This window comes from Psychrobacillus vulpis (genome assembly GCF_006861825.1).
Classification (GTDB): domain Bacteria; phylum Bacillota; class Bacilli; order Bacillales_A; family Planococcaceae; genus Psychrobacillus; species Psychrobacillus vulpis.
The window spans coordinates 102,901-122,155 of the sequence record NZ_VDGI01000010.1 but is presented as its reverse complement, the minus strand read 5'-3'; the positions used below and the strand labels follow the sequence as shown (position 1 = coordinate 122,155).

Genomic DNA, 19,255 nt, shown 5'->3' with positions numbered 1-19,255 from the left:
TAAAACACACGTCGCAATGAATGATGAACGACTAATTACAGCTGCAATTGTGACAACAGGTGAAAAAAGTGATGGGAAATATCTGCAAGAATTGATTGAGAAAAGCCGAAAAACAGGTATGGAAATAGAAACGGTTATCGGGGATTCCGCCTATTCGGAAAAAGATAATATTCAATATGCAAAGAAAAACAAAATGGAATTAATATCAAAATTGAATCCGATGATTACACAAGGTGGCCGTGCAGAGGAAGACGAATTTGAGTTCAATAAAGATGCAGGAATGTTTGTTTGTAAGGTTGGGCATATGGCTATTCGTAAAGCAGGCACACTAAAGAAAATTAAAGGTAGGAATCCACGTCAAACGTATTATTTTTATATTAAAAAATGTCTGGTCTGTCCTCTTAGAGATGGGTGTTATAAAGAAGGCGCTAAAAGTAAAACGTATTCTGTCACAATTAAATCGACGGAACATAAAGACCATGAAGTATTTCAAAATACCGAAGGTTTTAAAGAAAAGGCAAAACAACGCTATAAGATTGAGGCGAAAAATAGTGAACTAAAACATAGACACGGGTATGATGTAGCATCATCCGCGGGTCTATTCGGTATACAGATGCAAGGTGCAATGGCAATCTTTGCAGTAAATCTGAAAAGAATTATGAGCCTATTGAAGGACGAAAAGTAAAAAAAACAGGAGAAAAAGGCAATTTTTCGTTCAAAATCGAACGAAAAATTGTCTTTTTTGATGGCGAGTATTTAAAAAAATTAAAAGCTAAGGTTTTTCAGTGTCCTCCCTTTCCGCGGGCGTTGCCACAGCCTCCTCACTTCGCTGTGGGGTCTTCGACTAACGCTATTCCCGCAGGAGTGTCGCCTTTTTCAACGATTTTCTAGAAATGAAAAAGTACTTACATTAAAAAATAGACAGTTTTTCAGTGTCCTCCTCTGCTTTGTGCGGGGTCTCGTCTGTCTCGCTTTCCCGCAGGAGTCTCATGCGTCGCGCTAAATTCTCTTAAATAAAAACAGCAAATTGTTCCTACAAAAATACTAATTCGAGTTTTTCAGTGCCCTCCTCGCTTCGCTGCGGTGTCTTCGACTAACGCTTATCCACCAGGAGTCGCCGCTTGTAACGAAATCCATCTAGTTTAGAAGAATGTAATCATGTTCCGTCTATTTATTGATTTTACGGAGTACTTCCTTCTGCATTTTATAGTGAAAAACATCTGCTATTCCCGCAGAAGTCGCCGTCTACGCTCTAACCAACTAATATGGATCTATTCATAATAGCAGCTGTTTATAAGTAGAATGACGATCATTGAATGAGAAAAACTTGCTCAAAAGATTCGACTCATCGCTGAATGTCTACAATTATTGTGGCGGCAAATCGAGCTTGCGCAGGAGCATGAGACGCCTGCAGCCAGAGCGCTCAGTCTTGAAGATTATTCAGAACAGCTTATTTTCTTCAAACATTCCTTTGCATGAGTGCTCGTATTACTAGAGAAAAAGGCGACATTTCGTTCAAAATCGAACGGAATGTCGCCTTTTTAAATTACACACACTTTCAAATGTTAAAAATGTAAGTTTCTTAATGACTTACAAATGAATGCAAGGCTTTTAATCATTATTTTTTCGTAAGCTTTTCAAACACTGTGTGGAAAGCTTGGATCGTCTTTTCAATATGTTCAACAGTATGAGCACTTGATAGGAACATTCCTTCAAATTGAGAAGGCGGTAAATAAATTCCTTCTTCTGCCATTAAACGATAATATTTCGCAAATAAATCTAAATCTGATTTTTTTGCTTGGTCATAACTCGTCACATTTTCATTGGTAAAGAAGAATCCAATCATTGATCCAGCACGATTTACTGTATGCGGAATATTGTATTTCGTCGCTGCTTCACGGAATCCTTTTTCAAGTAAATCACCTAGCATCATGAAATGCTCATATGATTTTTCTGTTAGTTGGGAAAGTGTTTCATATCCAGCGGTCATCGCAAGTGGATTTCCAGATAGTGTACCTGCTTGATAAACATTACCACTAGGAGCGATTAGCTCCATAATTTTACGCTTCCCTCCGAAAGCACCTACTGGTAATCCACCACCGATTACTTTACCTAAGCAAGTTAAATCAGGTGTAATTCCAAAGTAGCCTTGAGCACAATTGTAACCTACGCGGAAACCAGTCATAACTTCATCAAAAATTAATACCGTTCCATTTTGTTCTGTTAATTCACGAAGACCTTCTAAAAATCCTGGAACTGGAGGTACTACCCCCATATTTCCTGCAACGGGTTCAACGATTACTGCTGCTAAATCATCTCCAAAGGTTTCAAACACATAGCGAACGCTTTTTAAGTCATTATAAGGTACCGCAATCGTGTTTTTCGCAATTGATTCAGGTACACCAGGACTATCTGGTAAACCGAGTGTAGCAACACCAGAACCAGCTTTAATAAGCAGGCTATCACCATGTCCATGATAACAACCTTCAAATTTTAAAATTTTGTTTCTTCCAGTATAACCACGCGCCAATCGTAGAGCGCTCATTGTAGCTTCAGTACCAGATGAAACCATACGGACCATTTCAATAGATGGAACTCGTTCCATCACTAGTTTAGCAAGTTTGTTTTCAATTAAAGTCGATGCCCCAAAGCTTGTACCAGTTTCTGCAACCTTTTGGATAGCCTTTACTACATTTGGCTCTGTGTGACCTAGAATTAGCGGTCCCCAAGATAAAACGTAGTCAATATATTCGTTTCCATCGATATCAGTTAATATTGCGCCTTTTCCACTAGCCATAAAAATTGGATCCATATCTACGGATTTAAATGCACGAACTGGGCTATTTACTCCTCCAGGCATTAAATCTTTCGCTTCTGCAAACGCTTGTTTAGATAAGTTATATGATTTAGTCATTATTTGTCCTCCAACCAACGTGCAACATCTTTTGCATGATACGTCATAATGATATCTGATCCAGCACGTTTCATTCCAGTTAACGTTTCTAGCACGATTTCTTTCTCATTAATCCAGCCATTTGCTGCAGCGGCTTTTACCATTGCATATTCACCACTTACGTTATATGCAACAATTGGTGTTGTAAAATTATTTTTTACATCACGAATTATATCTAAGTATGCAAGTGCTGGTTTCACGATTAAGAAGTCTGCTCCTTCTTCCACATCGGAAGTAGCTTCCCGAATTGCTTCCATGCGATTCGAGTAATCCATTTGATACGTTTTACGATCTCCAAACTTAGGAGCACCATCTGCAGCATCACGGAATGGGCCATAATAAGCAGAAGCATATTTCACAGCGTACGACATAATTGGTACATCAGCAAAACCAGCTTCATCTAAGCCTTGTCGAATAGCAGTCACAAACCCATCCATCATATTCGATGGAGCAATAATATCTGCACCTGCTTCCGCTTGGCTTATTGCTGTTTTAGCTAATAAATCTAAAGAAGGATCGTTTAATATTTGTTCATTTGCATCTACTACACCACAATGTCCGTGATCTGTATACTCGCATAAGCACGTATCTGCAATTACAACTAGTTCAGGGTGACGTTTTTTTACAAAACGAGTAGCTTCTTGAATAATTCCGTGATTATGATAAGCTTGTGTACCTACTGCATCTTTTTCTAATGGGAGACCAAATAAAATTATGGACGGAATACCAAGCTCTACAACTTCATCTATTTCTTCCGCTAAACGGTCTAGTGAAAATTGAAAAACTCCTGGCATAGAAGCCACTTCATTTTTAATATTTTCTCCTTCTGCAACAAAAATTGGATAGATTAAATCTTCTTTATGTAAATAAGTTTCTTTTACCATTGAGCGTAAACCAGCCGTTTTTCTTAAACGGCGATGGCGTTGAAAAAATAATTCTGTCATGTTTCTCTTCCTTTCCATTTAACTAATTCATGTATTACTTCTGTAAGCGTATATGTTTCAGGCATCACATTCACAGTTGCGCCTAAAGTTTGTAAGAAATCTTTCGTAACATGTCCGATTGCACAAATTGTAAAAGAATCATAACCAACTTTAGATGCTATATTTTTTTGAAAGACTTCCACTGTAGAAGGACTTGTAAATATGATAGAACAGCGATTGTTACTTTCAATAAGCGAGAAAATTTGTTGTTTATTTTCTTCCAATTCTTTCGTTTCATATACGGTCCATTCATCGACTTTATTAGAAAGTCCATCTGATATAGTGTTTTTTGCAAGATTCCCTCTAAAAAACAAACATGTTTCTCTAGAAGATACTTTTGCTGGAAACTCTTTTACAAACACATCTGCACTAAAAATAGTAGGAGTAAAATGAACTGAAAACCCCATTTTTTCCAATGACAGGGCTGTTTGTGATCCTACAGCTGCAATTTTAGAGCGAAAGAAAGATACATCTAGCTTATACCGTTTCATTTTCGAATAAAAAGCATTAACACTACTCTGACTGGTGAATATTAACCAGTCATATGTATTGCATGCGAGCATTTTTTCCTCATCATTTTGCGAAACAATTTCTTCCGTTCTTATCAAAGGAGCAATTACTGCATTCCCACCAAACTGAACTGTGAGATTTGCTGCTTCCATCGATCTTGGAATTCCTGTGAAGATAACATACTCGCCTTGCAAAGGTAACCTATTAGACATTTAAATCTGCCTTCACTTTTTGAATCAGATCGTATGCTCCTTGCTCTGTAACTAATCGAGCTACTTCTTTACCAGCTGCTTCTGCATCTTTACCTGTAACTACTTCTTTGTACACAACTGATGCATCTGGAGCAGCAACTAGGCCAGTCATTGTGATTTCATCACCATTAATAACTGCATATCCCGCGATAGGCACTTGGCAACCACCATCCATTGCAGCCAAAAATGCTCTTTCAGCATGAACAGCGTTCCAAGTATCTTGATCAGAAAGTTTTGCAAGCTCTGCAAGTAATTCTGCATCATCCTCACGACATTCAATAGCTAATGCACCTTGCCCCACTGCTGGAACACACTCTTCAGTCGATAAATATTCCGTTACCACTTCATCACTCCAACCAAGACGTTTTAATCCTGCAGCAGCCAAAATAATTGCGTCATATTCACCGTCCTGTAGTTTTTGAAGTCTTGTATCTACGTTTCCACGAATCCACTTAATCTCAATATCTGGACGTAATAATAACAATTGTGCGCTCCTTCTTAAACTACTTGTCCCTACGATTGCACCTTTAGGAAGATCTGCAAATTTCACATGGCCTGTCGAAATGAATGCATCGCGCTCATCCACACGTTTTGGCGTGCAACCCATTACAAGACCTGGTGGTAATTCAGAAGGCATATCTTTCATACTATGCACAGCAAAATCTATTTCTTTATCATAAAGAGCTTGTTCAATTTCCTTTACAAAAAGGCCTTTTCCGCCAACTTTCGATAATGTTACATCTAAAATTTGATCACCTTTTGTTACGATTTCTTTTACTTCAAACTCAAAAGGTGCACCCATATCCTTCATCTGTTGAATGAACCAATTGGTTTGTGTCAAAGCTAATTTACTTCTTCTAGAACCTACAATAATTTTACGCATTACTTCGCTACCTTTCTTTTAATACCAAAGATGGAATTGTGATAATTGACTACCTAATAGAAAATTTATTAAAACGAACATAAACGCATATATGTGAATCCATGCATAATTAGTGCCACTAAATCTCGATTGTCTTCTTAATAGCAATACAACAATATAGACTACTAATAATATAAAGGAACTAATAATTTTAAAGTCCAATATGGAGAATATATCTAAAGATACATATGCCCATTCTAACCCAAGAACTAAGCTTACAAACAATAATGGAACTCCTGTTAAAATAGAAAAAGTCATCCCAGTTTCTGCTTGTTTTAAAGAAGGCAATCTAGAGAATTGTTTCGTCCATTTTTTCTTTTTAAGAACACGATACAATATTAAATATAATGATGAAAAAACAAATGACAATGAAAACGCTGCATACGCTAATAGTGCAAACATGATATGGATAAATAACAGCTCGGATCTAAGTGCATCACCAACCGGTGATTGTTCTATTTGATTCGGAGCAAATGTATGAATTGTCATAAAAATAAACCCGATAATATTTAAAAAGAACGCTGGCAAATCAAGTCGAAAAATAACTTGTAAAATAATCGATAGAGTAATAACGAGCCATGCGTAAAAATAAATACCTTCAAAAAGCGAAAGAATCGGGAATCTTTTCGTTTCAATAATGTACAAAACTAAAAACACCGTTTGCATGAGTGACACCAAAGAAAGTAGCCAAACTGCTATACGATGTGCACGTCGCTCTTTATTCAAATAATCTATAAAATAAAAGACAAGGCTTACGGCTTGAAGAATGACCATTATCTCGAGTAGCCTTGTCATCGCAAGATCAGTCATAATTAGCTCCTTTTCTATTTTTTTCATCAAAAAAGACGTTTTCTATATCTATTATTACACATACAGATACAAAAAACGCCTCCTTTTACTTCGTTAAAATGACAATTCTTCTTTTAGGTTTTGGGAATCCAATAAATTTTGTTTTAAGTTAATTTTTGATTTTTCAGCTTGCATTGAAATTTCCTTTTTAACATCTTCTTCTATTCCAAAAATTTGTTGGAACAATTGAAGTTGCATTGCAGATTCTTTTGCAGTTGATAATTCTTTCACTTGCAAAATTGGTTCTTTCAAAAGCTGATTGATAATTGATTTTGTATGTTTACTCAAAACTTTACGTTCACGATCCGTTAAATTAGGCATTTTATTTTCGATGGAAGCCATCGTTTCTGATTGAATACGATTTGCTTTTTGTCTAAGTGCAGAAATTATCGGCACAACTCCTAAAGTTGTAACCCAATCATTAAACTGCTCTATTTCTGTGTGAATCATTGTATTAATTTGTTCAGCAGCACGTTCACGTTCCGCCAAATTCGCTTCCACAATGCCTTGTAAATCATCGATATCATAAAGAAATACATTTGGCAAATCACCAATGCGGGGATCTAAGTCTCTCGGTACAGCGATGTCTACCATAAATAATGGTTTCCCTTTTCGAAGTCGCTCTACAAATTGCATTAATTCGTAGTCAATTACGTATTCTGTTGCACCAGTTGAACTTATTAAAATATCCGCCTCTAATAGTGCACATTGTAATTCATCCATCGGTTTTGCTGTTCCATCAAACTTAGAGGCTAACGCTTCTGCTTTTTCAAATGTACGGTTAATGACCGTCACTTTCCCTGCTCCACTACCATACAGGTTTTGAATTGCAAGCTCGCCCATTTTACCAGCACCAACAATTACCACATGTTTATGATTTAAAGAACCAAAGATTTTCTTCCCAAGCTCAACTGCAGCATAAGATACTGAAACAGCATTTTCACCAATTGACGTTTCAGCATGAGCACGTTTTGCAAATGTAACTGCTTGTTTGAATAACTGGTTGAAAACTGTTCCTGTTGTACCGTTTTCTTGACCATTAAGAAAGCTCTTTTTCACCTGACCTAATATTTGTGTTTCACCAAGTACCATCGAATCGATGCCAGCTGTTACTTGGAACAGATGACTATTCGCTTGATCATCTTCATGAATAAACAAGTATTTTGAAATGTCTTCTAATGGGATATCAAACCAGTTCGCTAAAAACTGCTTCACATAATATTTACCTGTATGTAATTGGTCTACTGTCGCGTAGATTTCTGTACGATTACAAGTAGATACTATGACATTTTCTAATATGCTTTTTTTATTTTGTAATGCTTGCATGGCTTTTGGAAGCTCTGTTTCGACAAACGAAAGCTTTTCTCGAATTTCCACTGGAGCAGTACGATAATTGACACCAACCACGATTGTATGCATGGAATCATGTCACCCTTTCACGTTCATTTCATAAATCCAATTATAACATAGCTTGTCTTAATGAAATTAAGCATTTGTGAACAAGTCATGAAATAACATGCATCTAGATTAGAATTATTATAAAATAATTTTAACAAACTATACGCCGCAAAACAAGACATCTGATTATATACACAATAAACACATTATTCTAATAATTTATTCAATAAAAAACTGATCATCTAAGAAAATTATTCCCTAAATGACCAGTCTTAATCCTATTTTACATGAGGTACTCTAAACAATTATTAGAATCTACTCTCGATTTCTTCCCAAGCCGCATCAAAACCTAATCCTGTTTCGGATGAAAATACGATTAGAGGATCGCCTGCTTCCATTTGTAATTCATCTTTCACAATTTTCTTATGCTTGTCCCATTTACCTTTTGGTATTTTATCTGCCTTTGTAGCAATGATAATGCATGGGATATTATAATGCTTTAAAAAATCGTACATCATACAATCGTCTGCAGTAGGCGGATGTCTTAAATCGACTATTAGAATTACCGCTTTTAAAACTCCTCGAGATGTAAAGTACGTCTCAATCATTTTCCCCCATGCTGCTCTTTCTGTTTTCGACACTTTGGCATAACCGTAACCAGGAACATCGACAAATAGTAAATCTTCTTCTAGTTTATAAAAATTTAACGTTTGCGTTTTCCCAGGTTTAGATGAGATTCGTGCCATGCTTTTTCGACCTATCATTTTATTGATGAAAGAAGATTTCCCAACATTGGATCTGCCTGCTAAAGCAAATTCAGGTAAATCTCCTTCTGGATATTGAGCGGGTCTTACAGCACTTATTAGTAATTCTACATTATTCACTTTCACGCTTTTCACTCCTCTAATGCTATTTGAAGTACCTCTTCAGCATCGGAAACAAGCTTAAAAGTTAAGACCTCTCTAACACTCTCTGGTATATCTTCAATATCGCGCTCATTATCTTTTGGACAAATTATTGTCGTTAATCCAGCGCGATGTGCACTTAATGTTTTTTCTTTCAAACCACCGATTGGTAATACTCTTCCTCTTAGTGTCACTTCCCCAGTCATTCCAACTTCTCGGCGAATTGGACGTTTGGATAAAGCGGAAACTAATGCAGTAACAATTGTAATACCAGCAGATGGACCATCCTTTGGTACCGCTCCTTCTGGAACATGAATATGAATATCAAATTTTTCATGGAAGTTTGGATCAATTCCAATTGTTTCTGCTTTTGAGCGTACAAACGACAATGCTGTTTGCGCTGACTCTTTCATCACATCACCAAGCTTACCTGTTAACTGAAGCTTTCCACTACCCGGTGATAAGGAAACTTCAATTTGCAAAGTATCACCGCCAACTGAAGTATAGGCTAGTCCAGTTGCAACACCTATTTGGTTTTCTGTTTCTGCTTGTCCATAACGGAATCTTTTCTTTCCAATTGTTTCTTCCAAGTTATTCGATGTAATAGTTACACGTTTTTTACTACCTGAAACGATTTGTAAAGCCGCTTTTCGACAAATATTCGCAAGCACTCGCTCTAGGCTCCTTACACCTGCCTCTCGAGTGTAATGACGTAATACATCCACAATCACTTCGTCTTTTACTTGAAGTTGTGATTTCGTTAGGCCATGTTCTTTCATTTGCTTAGGTAGTAAATGATTTTTAGCGATGGAGAGCTTCTCTAGTTCCGTATATCCAGCAATCGAAATAATTTCCATTCGATCTCTTAGTGGACCTGGAATTGTACTTAAATCATTTGCTGTTGCGATAAATAAAACATTCGATAAATCGTATGTTTCTTCAATATAATGATCACTAAAAGTATTATTTTGTTCCGGATCTAATACTTCTAGCATTGCAGCGGAAGGATCTCCTCTAAAATCATTTGACATTTTATCGATTTCGTCTAATAAAAATAATGGATTGATCGTTCCTGCTTTTTTCATTCCTTGAATAATACGTCCAGGCATTGCACCTACATACGTTCTTCGATGCCCTCGTATTTCTGATTCATCACGAACCCCACCAAGAGAAATTCGAACAAAATTTCTTCCTAATGATTCTGCTATTGATTTTGCTAAAGAGGTTTTACCTACTCCAGGTGGTCCAGCTAAACAAAGAATTGGTCCTCGAAGAGATTTTGTTAATTGACGTACAGCTAAATATTCTAATACTCTTTCTTTTACTGTCTCCAAACCTTCATGGTCACGGTTTAAGATTTTTTCAGAGCGCTTAATATCTAATTGATCTGCTGTTGACTTGGACCAAGGAATGGATACGATCCAATCGATATAATTCCGTATGACTCCACTTTCAGGTGCTTGAGTCGGAAGTTTTTCATAGCGATCCAATTCTTTTAACACGTTCTTTTTCGTTGTTTCAGGAAGACCTGCATTATCTATTCTTTTTTTCAGCTCTGCAACTTCACCAGTCTTACCTTCTTTATCACCAAGTTCAGTTTGAATAGCTTTCATCTGTTCTCGAAGATAGAATTCTTTTTGAGTTCGTTCCATTGCATGTTTAACACGTGTATTAATTTTCTTTTCTAAATCTAAAATCTCTTGTTCATTATACAAGCGACTTATTAACGCTTCTAAACGTTCTTTAACATCCATAATTTCTAAAATTTCTTGCTTTCCAGAAATTTTTAATGGTAAATGAGAAGCAACCATATCTGCAAGTCTACCTGGCTCTTCTATATCTAGAACGGATTTATACGTTTCTTCTGATACGCTCTTCGATGCCTTTGAATACTTTTCAAAATTATGTACTAAAGTTCGCATTAGCGCTTCGTCTTCTTGATCTGCTTTTTCAGGCTCTATAAAGGCAGTCACAGCTACTTCATCATACGTATCTCTTACTTTGTATTCATCCCAAATTGCTCTTTGTAATCCTTCTACTAAGACGCGCATTGTTCCATTAGGTAGTTTAACCATTTGTTTGATATACGCTAATATTCCAACATCATATAAATCTTCAGCCTTTGGATTCTCTAAATTCATATCTCGCTGAGCTGCAAGAAATACTTTTTCATCACGCAACATTGCCTCGTTTAAAGCAGCAAGAGACCGTTCTCGTCCTACATCTAAGTGAAGCACCATCGTTGGAAATACTAAAAGACCTCTAAGTGGTAATACCGGATAATATGTCATATTATTTTTCGCCATTTTGGAAAGTCACCTCCGTTTAATTCTGTCCGATTTATTCACTAATTAAACAGCTCAACTTTTAGTCAATTACTGCTAAGATTAGAAACACGCTTTTCTTCTACATTAAACATAAGGAGAAAAAGCTGACATCCTTGATTGCACTTAGCAAGCGCATATTGGAAGCCAGCTTATTTCAATGGCCTATTAAGCCGATGTTTTTTCGTTATCTTTTCCTACTTCAGTTCCATCTTCTAATAATAACTTCGGACTTGCTTGTTCTGTAATTGTTTCTTTAGTAACAATACATTCTACAATATCCTCACGAGATGGAAGCTCATACATTACATCAAGCATAATATTCTCGATAATCGATCGAAGTCCACGAGCACCTGTTTTACGCTCGATTGCTTGCTTAGCAATTTCAACTAATGCATCATCTTCAAATGTTAACTTAACATTATCTAGTTCAATCATTTTTTGATATTGTTTCACAAGCGCATTTTTTGGCTCTGTTAATATTTGTACAAGCGCTTTATCATCCAATTGCTCAAGACTGGCAAGTACTGGTAAACGTCCAATAAATTCAGGGATTAAGCCGAATTTCAATAGATCTTCCGGTATTAATTGAGCAAGTATAGAGCCTGCTTCTACTTCCACTTTATTTGGATCCGCTCCAAATCCAATTACTTTGTCGCCTAAACGACGTTTAATAATCGTTTCGATTCCATCAAACGCTCCACCCACAATGAATAGAATATTTGTTGTATCGATTTGTATAAATTCTTGATGCGGATGTTTACGTCCCCCTTGAGGTGGAACACTTGCAACAGTACCTTCAAGAATTTTTAATAATGCTTGCTGTACACCTTCACCTGAAACGTCTCGAGTAATCGAAGGATTCTCAGATTTACGTGCAACTTTATCTATTTCATCGATATAAATAATACCTTTTTCTGCTCTTTCTATATCATAGTCTGCAGATTGAATAAGTTTTAAAAGAATATTTTCTACATCTTCTCCAACATAACCCGCTTCTGTTAATGAAGTAGCATCTGCAATCGCAAATGGAACATTCAGAATTCGAGCTAAAGTTTGCGCGAGTAATGTTTTCCCGCTTCCAGTAGGCCCAATTAGAACTATATTAGATTTCGATAATTCTACTTCATCAATTACACTATTTGAATTAATACGTTTGTAATGATTGTAAACAGCTACAGCAAGTGATTTTTTTGCTCTCTCTTGACCAATTACATAATCATCTAAAATAGCTAAAATTTCTTTTGGCTTAGGAACTTCTTTAAATTCTACTTCTTCTTCTACCCCAAGTTCTTCTTCTACAATTTCAGAACACAAATCGATACATTCATCACAAATATATACGCCTGGTCCCGCAACTAGCTTACGAACTTGCTCTTGTGGCTTACCACAAAAAGAACATTTTAAGTTCCCTTTTTCATCATTGAATTTGAACAAAATATTCACCCCTATTCAAGCAATTATCTTACAAGATTCTTTTCCAGGAATCAAATAATAAGTTTAAGTATGATATTAATGATTAAAAAACTATGTATTAGATAAAGCAAGGCACAGACAATTTACTGTACCTTGCTTTATATTATAACGCTTTAAACAAAAATTATGAAATTTTAGCGTTCTCTACTAAGAATTCAATTGTTTTTTGGAAACGTAAGTCATTTTCAAGTACTTCTGTTCCACCAAGTGCGTTTTTAATATCTTCAGCAGACATATTGAATTGTGCACCCATTTTTTCAAGTTCTGCAGTAGCTTCTGCTTCTGTAACTTGAATTCCTTCTTTTTCAGCAATTGCTTCAAGTGTTAATGAAACTTGTACGCGTTTCTTAGCATCTTCTTCCATTTGACCGCGTAGGGCAGCTTCATCTTGACCTGAGAATTGATAGTAAAGGTCTAAATTCATCCCTTGTTGTTGTAAACGTTGACCAAACTCTTGTAGCATACGATCAGTTTCTGAATTTACCATTGCATCAGGAACATCCATCGTTGCATTTGCAGCAGCAGCTTCTACTAAATCATCACGAAGACTTTGTTCTGATAATTGTTTTTTCTCTGAAGCAGTTACTTCTTTCAATTTTGCACGAAGACCTTCGATTCCTTCTACTTCAGCATCTACTTCTTTAGCAAAATCGTCATTTAGTTCAGGAAGTTCTTTCCCTTTTACTTCTTTTACAGTTACTTTAAATACTGCTGGTTTACCAGCTAGTTCAGTTGCATGATATTCTTCTGGGAAAGATACTTCAACATCTTTTTCTTCACCAGTTTTCAAACCTACTAATTGTGCTTCAAATCCTGGGATAAAAGAGTTTGACCCGATTTCTAATGGGTAATCTGTTCCTTTTCCACCTTCAAAAGCTACTCCGTCAACAAATCCTTCAAAGTCGATTACAGCAGTATCGCCTTCAACGATTGCATCTTCTTTTACAACTAGCTCTGCTAAACGAGCTTGTTGGCTTTTTAGTTGTTCTTCGATTTCTTCTTCCGTAACTTCTGTTTCCAGTTTTGTTACTTCTAAACCTTTGTATTCGCCTAGTGTAACTTCTGGTTTTACAACTACTTTAGCAGTGAATACTAAAGGTTGTCCTTTTTCCATTGTTACGATGTCGATTTCTGGACGATCTACTGGATCGATACCAGCTTCTTCAACAGCTGATGCGTATGCATGTGGAAGAATATAATCAAGTGCATCTTGATAAAGTGATTCTACACCATACATTTTTTCAAACATTGGACGTGGCATTTTCCCTTTTCGGAAACCAGGTACATTAATTTGTTTAACTACTTTTTTAAATGCTTGATCTAAACCATTCGTTACTACATCTGCAGTTACTTCAACTGTTAATAGACCGTTATTTCCCTCTTGTTTTTCCCATTTAACTGACATATATTCTACCTCCAAAAAATAAATTACAATAATTTAGCAGCCTGTCTTTTAAGTGACAGGACAGGTTTTCACTAATTAAATTGACAACTTGTATATTATAGCATAGATGAATAGACTTTCAACATTAATCATTATCTACTACTTGTGCCGAGTCTTCCAATAATTTTATCAAATCATACAATTTATCTGACTTCAGATTTTCTTCTCCGAATAGAGTATTCACAAAATGAACATAGGCTTCAGCAACTTTTACATCGCAAAATTCAGTCCAATCGAAAGGAAATAATGCATACGCATGACGATGAACTAAACCTGTTGTCAACTCCAACTTAGAAGGATCTTTCTCTAAAATCTCTTGCACATGTTGATTAACTAGATCTATTCGTTCTACAGCATTCGGGCTTGGAAGAGCCATTGGATTTACTTTTTCTTTAAAACCAAACTTTTCAACAGTTACGCTTGCAGTAACACCACTCCCACCTAATAGTATTAAAGCGAGTGTTTGGACTGGTAAAGAAACCTTATTGCTTTCTACAATCTCTATTATTTCTTGTACTACATCTGAAATATTTTTATAAAATGAATCATGCAATAATTGTTCTTGTTCCATCAAAGTTAGTTTTGTAAATACATCCATTTGAAATTTTTCTTTATCGACATGGTCTATAATTGTTTCATCATCCATGTTGGTAGAATCCTTTTGTTCAGATGAAAGTCGTGAGTTGAGTTCTTTTAATTGTTTAAAGTTTTTCTTTCGATCATCAGAAAATCGATTATCTGATACTAAATTCTCCAATAAACTTTCTACTTCTTTATATTCCTTCAAATCAAGTAAGATTGTCAAATATAATTCTACTATCTGCTCAAAAATCGGGGAATTTTCCTCTAATAGATTCTCACAAATTTCTTTCGCTTCTTGTTGGCGTCTTGTCTCTAATAATGTCAGGACATAAACACTCAAAATCATTTCATCGAGTTCAACATATTTTTTCGCTTCATCAAAACAGAGAGCTGCTTTGACATAATTATGTTCTTCCGCGTATGCAAGACCATCTGCTAAAAGGTTCTCAATCATTCCTGGGAAAATAATCAGATTATCGACCTTTTGAATCTTTTTATGTTTTTTCTTCATTCACGATCTCCTACCTTCAGCATTATATATAGTATGGGCATTGCATTTACATTCTTGTTTCATCTGTCATAATTATAAAAAAACCTTCTTTCTCATTTGAAAAAGAAGGTTTTTTATGTACGTCCCAGGAGAGATTCGAACTCCCGACCGACGCCTTAGAAGGGCGTTGCTCTATCCAGCTGAGCTACTGAGACAATGCACCTGTCTTACCAAAGACAATATCTATTGTCTAATTTTCTCAGTAATTTGTCAAGATATATTATCATTTTTTATTTAATTGTTTCTTCAAATGATTTTCTACCTGAATAAATCTTACCTACAACTACATTAAGATCCCTTATAGAATCATCGCTCAACCTTATCTTTCCATCTGTTTGTTGTTTTTTCCACGTCTCCACTTTTTGGCGATACACATACTCCGACAATCGATAAATATCAATATCGTTTTTTAACCCTTCTTTATACGTGTCTTCAATCTCTTTCTTCACTTGTTTGATAACACCTTTCCGTATTTCATCGGGTGTTATTTTTCCCTGAAACTCGCTAACTAAAACATTCAATCTTACATCGATATCAAAATTGACATTATCACTCGTAACTATCGGTTTTACTTTAACATCAAGATTATCTAAAATTACAGTCATATAACTTTCTTCATGAGAATCTATTTTGAACGTTAATTCCGATCTAACTGTTTCTTCCGTCATCCATTGCAATCCTCTTATTTTATCTCCTTTAATAAAACCCTTAAAATCGGTCGGGGAAATCACACCTATTCCTAATATAGAAGCAGCCTTATCTAATTCTTTTTCCGTCTCCCAATTTTCTTTAATGGTAATTAACGGGATTTTCACTTCGTAACTTGGCTCGTTTAACATAATAATTAGCTCTCGTAAATCAATAGGCTCTATTAATGAATCTTGCTTGTAAGAGTTCTCAGGATCTGAAATCTTAGACAGCGTCATCGCTTTATTGAATATCGGCGTAAGGAGTAATACATCTTTTATTGGATCTGACGTTGTATAGACCCATGTTTGATATCTCGTTTCTCTATATCGAATAAACGCATTAATTACCGGATTTGCATTCCCATTCTTTAATACTTCTTCCGAAAAAATAAGATAACTAAAATGCCCCCAAAAAAGCTTTAAATCCATTGATCGATACAAGCTAAAAATTGCATCATCAATAGTTTTTCCAGAGCCATGACCCACCTCTACCTGATTTGATTCAAGATTTGGTTGTTCTGACTTAGCAATATTTACAAAATTAACGATTTGAGCATATACCTCATATTTATTATCTTTATAATCCACACCTACTCCATAAATGTAGAGCATTCTTTCAGGTTCCGTCACATCCCAACAGCCTGATATAAATGTCACTAATATAAAGAGGATAATCATTTTTATCCTTTTCATTTCTCAGCCTCTTTTGTCCGAGTCTTATCTTGTGGATCTAGCACATTCGGACGCTTCTTATAATTCTTCGGAGACACTCTAAATAACGATTTTTTAATAGTTGTCCAGCTTAAATCAGTGGCAATATTCATATAAGGAACCCCAAATATTCGGATATTCGCTAAATATAGCAACAGGAAATACAGCGCCATAAAAAATCCGAATAACCCTAAAATTGCAGTGATTAAAATAAATATAACACGCGTAATACTCACAGCTGACACTAGAGATTGGTTAACTAGTGTAAATGTCGATATGGTAGAAATCGCAATAATAACTATCATCGCCGGACTAGTTAAACCCGCTCGTATAGCAGCGTCCCCAATTATGAGTCCCCCTACAACACTTATAGTCCCACCAATTACACTCGGAAGACGTAAGCCTGCTTCACGAAAAAGTTCAAACATTAAGAGCATTAAAAGCATTTCAAGTGCGGATGGAAGAGGTAAACCTGTACTCGCTTGAACTACAGTTGTAAGTAATTGAAAAGGCAGTTGATTTTGATGAAAAGTAGTCAATGCAAGCCAAAATGAAGGAAGAAGTACGCCGATTAGAATACCTGAAATACGTAGTGTCCTTTCCAATGAACTAAACGCAACAGGATATTCTGTATCCTCACCTGACTTTAAAAGTAAAAATAAATTCACAGGGGTAATAACAGCGTAAGAAACTCCATCAACTAATATGATAAACCTTCCTCTGACGAGTGATTCAACAGCGAAATCTGGCCTTCCTGTATAATCAGTTCTCGGAAAGATTTTAGAATTCTTATTCACTTCTTCCATTAAAAACTCACCACTGAATACTATATCTGTGTCTACTTTATTCAACTGGTCTTTAATCTCATTTAATATTTCTTTATTGGCTATATCGCTAAAATATAGAATGGCTACTACAGTTTTGGAACGCTTTCCTAGCTGAAGTTTTTCTACGCACAACGAATTCGTAGGCAATCTCTTACGTATTAATGCGATATTCACAGTGATATCTTCAATAAAGTTGTCCCTCGGACCTTTAATGAGTACCTCCATTCTCGATTCTTCAGGACTCCTATTTGGCTTTTTACAAATATTACTTGAAAATAAAAGATTGCCTTCCTCGAAGTAAAGTAACAAATGTCCCTCGTATATTAAAGATATTGCTTCCTCTTGATTCTCCACTTTTTTTAAGTCGGGTATGTGTAACTTCTCAATAATTACTTCTTCGAGTGATTGCTCCGTTATGTTGTCGCAAACTGACTGAACCCGATGTACAATGACTTCATTTAATAACTGCTGGTCAACCATCGCCTCACAAATGAGAAACTGTACTTTATGTCGATGGAATGAGTATTCCTGAAATTTAACATCCGCGGAATATTGAAATAGCTGCTGCAATTTTAGCAAATCCATTGTACTTTCAGCCGATTGCATTGTCTTTTCACTTCTTTCTAAGCAATATTATAATTACACGTTTTTGACAGTTTTTCTGGAAGCGAATGCAACTATGGTTAAAAAGAGTGATAGTACGATTAAGAATACAAAAGTACATATTAAGAAATAATTTCCTTTGATTTCTAAAAATAGATCATCATTCAACAGTGATAATGATAAGCTAAGGAAGAAGAAAGGTGGTGCGATCATCGTCCATATCCGTTTCCTATTCTCATTCAAATTGAATAGATCTACTACTATAAACAACAAAAATCCAACTCTAATAAATGCACCTGTTAACCATTGATACACTGAGAAAAAATCCATATGTTCTATAAATCTTCCAATCGTTGCAAGTCCCCATTCTTCATAAGCTGGATAACTTTGTTTAGCAGCTTCTATTGGCCCGAACTCAGTAATTGCTCCGATAAGTGGCCCCATCGTCAATCCCATTAAAATAAATAGCATAATAGCAAAATGGTACCAACGAATCCTTCCCTTATAGTGATGCTGAAGGAATAGAAGCAGGAGCAGTTCAACAAATCCAGATGCAGGATATACCGCTCCTGTAACAATCGGTTTAAAACCATGTTCAAAAAAAGGTCTTAACAATTCATAATCTTTTACTTGTATATTGACAAATGCCACAAAAAATCCTAAAACAATCACTCCGAATAAAACAAGTACATTCACCATTGCAATCGTTTGAATATTTGTTGATATAAGTAGGATGCAAAGTATTGTAAAAATGGTCAACAGAAGTACCATTGGAGTATTTGGTAAAAATGTCGTCTTCACCCATTGCAATGTTTCTCTTATTGTAAACGCACTAAGGACGATTAAATAAAATCCAATAATATAAAGGATAATGGTATATCCGACTTTTCCAATCCTTTGTTTTAGCCAATCTTTCAATGGCAACTGATGTGATTTGTGATGAACATACAATAAAAGAAATAACCAGGGAAACATGAAGATCGCAGCAAGCAATATTGCAGCCCACCCATCTCTGCCTACAACTTGCAATATCGGAGGAATAATTGTCACATGATTCTTTAAACCAATAACAGTCATCGATAGAAAAATTACGTGCAATATACTAATTGGTCCGACACCTGTTCCTCTCACTATAAAACCCTCTATCATTTGTTGATATTGTTTAGTTTTGACAATAACACGATATATTATAAGTTCTAGAATGAAATAATCGAAATCAACTAATGGAAATAGATAATATCGGAAAACAGAAGTAACATATTAGAAGTATAATGAAAT

15 protein-coding genes and 1 tRNA gene are annotated in these 19,255 nt (G+C 35.7%); 1 reads left to right on the top strand and 15 read right to left on the bottom strand.

Annotation, left to right across the window (positions count from 1 at the left end):
* Positions 1–685 (top strand): transposase (locus FG384_RS10690; protein WP_142642587.1); only part of this gene is annotated, 685 nt, incomplete at its 5' end.
* A 933-nt stretch (positions 686–1,618) separates the two neighbouring features.
* Here the strand turns inward: FG384_RS10690 and hemL are convergent.
* The 15 genes from hemL to FG384_RS10615 form a co-directional block, all read right to left on the bottom strand.
* Positions 1,619–2,914: a glutamate-1-semialdehyde 2,1-aminomutase gene (gene hemL, locus FG384_RS10685; RefSeq protein ID WP_142642586.1), complete on the bottom strand. Its 1,296-nt coding sequence runs from the start codon at positions 2,912–2,914 to the stop codon at positions 1,619–1,621.
* Positions 2,914–3,897, bottom strand: coding sequence for a porphobilinogen synthase (gene hemB, locus FG384_RS10680; protein ID WP_142642585.1), 984 nt, complete (start codon positions 3,895–3,897; stop codon positions 2,914–2,916). Before hemB ends, hemL begins: the two co-directional genes overlap by 1 nt.
* Positions 3,894–4,658: a uroporphyrinogen-III synthase gene (locus tag FG384_RS10675; RefSeq protein ID WP_142642584.1), complete on the bottom strand. Its 765-nt coding sequence runs from the start codon at positions 4,656–4,658 to the stop codon at positions 3,894–3,896. Before FG384_RS10675 ends, hemB begins: the two co-directional genes overlap by 4 nt.
* A complete protein-coding gene (hemC, locus tag FG384_RS10670; RefSeq protein ID WP_142642583.1) occupies positions 4,651–5,580 on the bottom strand; it encodes a hydroxymethylbilane synthase in 930 nt (309 codons plus the stop codon). Before hemC ends, FG384_RS10675 begins: the two co-directional genes overlap by 8 nt.
* A gap of 18 nt (positions 5,581–5,598) precedes the next feature.
* Complete coding sequence (gene ccsA, locus FG384_RS10665) at positions 5,599–6,429, bottom strand: cytochrome c biogenesis protein CcsA (protein ID WP_142642582.1); 831 nt, start codon at positions 6,427–6,429, stop codon at positions 5,599–5,601.
* Positions 6,430–6,522: 93 nt separating this feature from the next.
* Entirely contained in the window at positions 6,523–7,887 is a 1,365-nt protein-coding gene (gene hemA, locus FG384_RS10660) for a glutamyl-tRNA reductase (RefSeq protein ID WP_142642581.1), read from the bottom strand.
* Between the two features lie 287 nt (positions 7,888–8,174).
* The gene (gene yihA, locus FG384_RS10655) at positions 8,175–8,756 is read right to left on the bottom strand and encodes a ribosome biogenesis GTP-binding protein YihA/YsxC (RefSeq protein ID WP_142642580.1); all 582 of its coding nucleotides are present in this window, start codon (positions 8,754–8,756) and stop codon (positions 8,175–8,177) included.
* Positions 8,757–8,761: 5 nt separating this feature from the next.
* Positions 8,762–11,077, bottom strand: a complete 2,316-nt coding sequence (gene lon, locus FG384_RS10650; protein ID WP_142642579.1) for an endopeptidase La — start codon at positions 11,075–11,077, stop codon at positions 8,762–8,764.
* Positions 11,078–11,263: 186 nt separating this feature from the next.
* Positions 11,264–12,532 (bottom strand): ATP-dependent protease ATP-binding subunit ClpX, encoded by a 1,269-nt coding sequence (gene clpX / locus FG384_RS10645; protein ID WP_142642578.1) that lies wholly within the window; start codon positions 12,530–12,532, stop codon positions 11,264–11,266.
* A 163-nt stretch (positions 12,533–12,695) separates the two neighbouring features.
* Complete coding sequence (gene tig / locus FG384_RS10640) at positions 12,696–13,976, bottom strand: trigger factor (RefSeq protein ID WP_142642577.1); 1,281 nt, start codon at positions 13,974–13,976, stop codon at positions 12,696–12,698.
* 124 nt (positions 13,977–14,100) lie between these two features.
* Positions 14,101–15,108, bottom strand: a complete 1,008-nt coding sequence (locus FG384_RS10635) for a hypothetical protein (protein ID WP_142642576.1) — start codon at positions 15,106–15,108, stop codon at positions 14,101–14,103.
* Between the two features lie 120 nt (positions 15,109–15,228).
* Positions 15,229–15,302: transfer RNA gene (locus FG384_RS10630), tRNA-Arg, on the bottom strand.
* Between the two features lie 75 nt (positions 15,303–15,377).
* Positions 15,378–16,529 (bottom strand): Ger(x)C family spore germination protein, encoded by a 1,152-nt coding sequence (locus tag FG384_RS10625; RefSeq protein WP_142642575.1) that lies wholly within the window; start codon positions 16,527–16,529, stop codon positions 15,378–15,380.
* On the bottom strand, positions 16,526–17,980 hold the full coding sequence (locus tag FG384_RS10620; protein WP_142642574.1) for a spore germination protein: 1,455 nt from the start codon (positions 17,978–17,980) through the stop codon (positions 16,526–16,528). The genes FG384_RS10625 and FG384_RS10620 overlap by 4 nt, the downstream gene beginning before the upstream one ends.
* A 33-nt stretch (positions 17,981–18,013) precedes the next feature.
* Positions 18,014–19,108, bottom strand: a complete 1,095-nt coding sequence (locus FG384_RS10615) for an endospore germination permease (protein ID WP_240793398.1) — start codon at positions 19,106–19,108, stop codon at positions 18,014–18,016.
* Positions 19,109–19,255 lie beyond the last annotated feature (147 nt).

Coding starts and splice junctions, on each gene's coding strand:
- hemL (WP_142642586.1), bottom strand. CDS start 2,914: ATGACTAAATCATATAACTTATCTAAACAAGCGTTTGCAGAAGCGAAA.
- hemB (WP_142642585.1), bottom strand. CDS start 3,897: ATGACAGAATTATTTTTTCAACGCCATCGCCGTTTAAGAAAAACGGCT.
- FG384_RS10675 (WP_142642584.1), bottom strand. CDS start 4,658: ATGTCTAATAGGTTACCTTTGCAAGGCGAGTATGTTATCTTCACAGGA.
- hemC (WP_142642583.1), bottom strand. CDS start 5,580: ATGCGTAAAATTATTGTAGGTTCTAGAAGAAGTAAATTAGCTTTGACA.
- ccsA (WP_142642582.1), bottom strand. CDS start 6,429: ATGACTGATCTTGCGATGACAAGGCTACTCGAGATAATGGTCATTCTT.
- hemA (WP_142642581.1), bottom strand. CDS start 7,887: ATGCATACAATCGTGGTTGGTGTCAATTATCGTACTGCTCCAGTGGAA.
- lon (WP_142642579.1), bottom strand. CDS start 11,077: ATGGCGAAAAATAATATGACATATTATCCGGTATTACCACTTAGAGGT.
- tig (WP_142642577.1), bottom strand. CDS start 13,976: ATGTCAGTTAAATGGGAAAAACAAGAGGGAAATAACGGTCTATTAACA.
- FG384_RS10635 (WP_142642576.1), bottom strand. CDS start 15,108: ATGAAGAAAAAACATAAAAAGATTCAAAAGGTCGATAATCTGATTATT.
- FG384_RS10625 (WP_142642575.1), bottom strand. CDS start 16,529: ATGAAAAGGATAAAAATGATTATCCTCTTTATATTAGTGACATTTATA.
- FG384_RS10620 (WP_142642574.1), bottom strand. CDS start 17,980: ATGCAATCGGCTGAAAGTACAATGGATTTGCTAAAATTGCAGCAGCTA.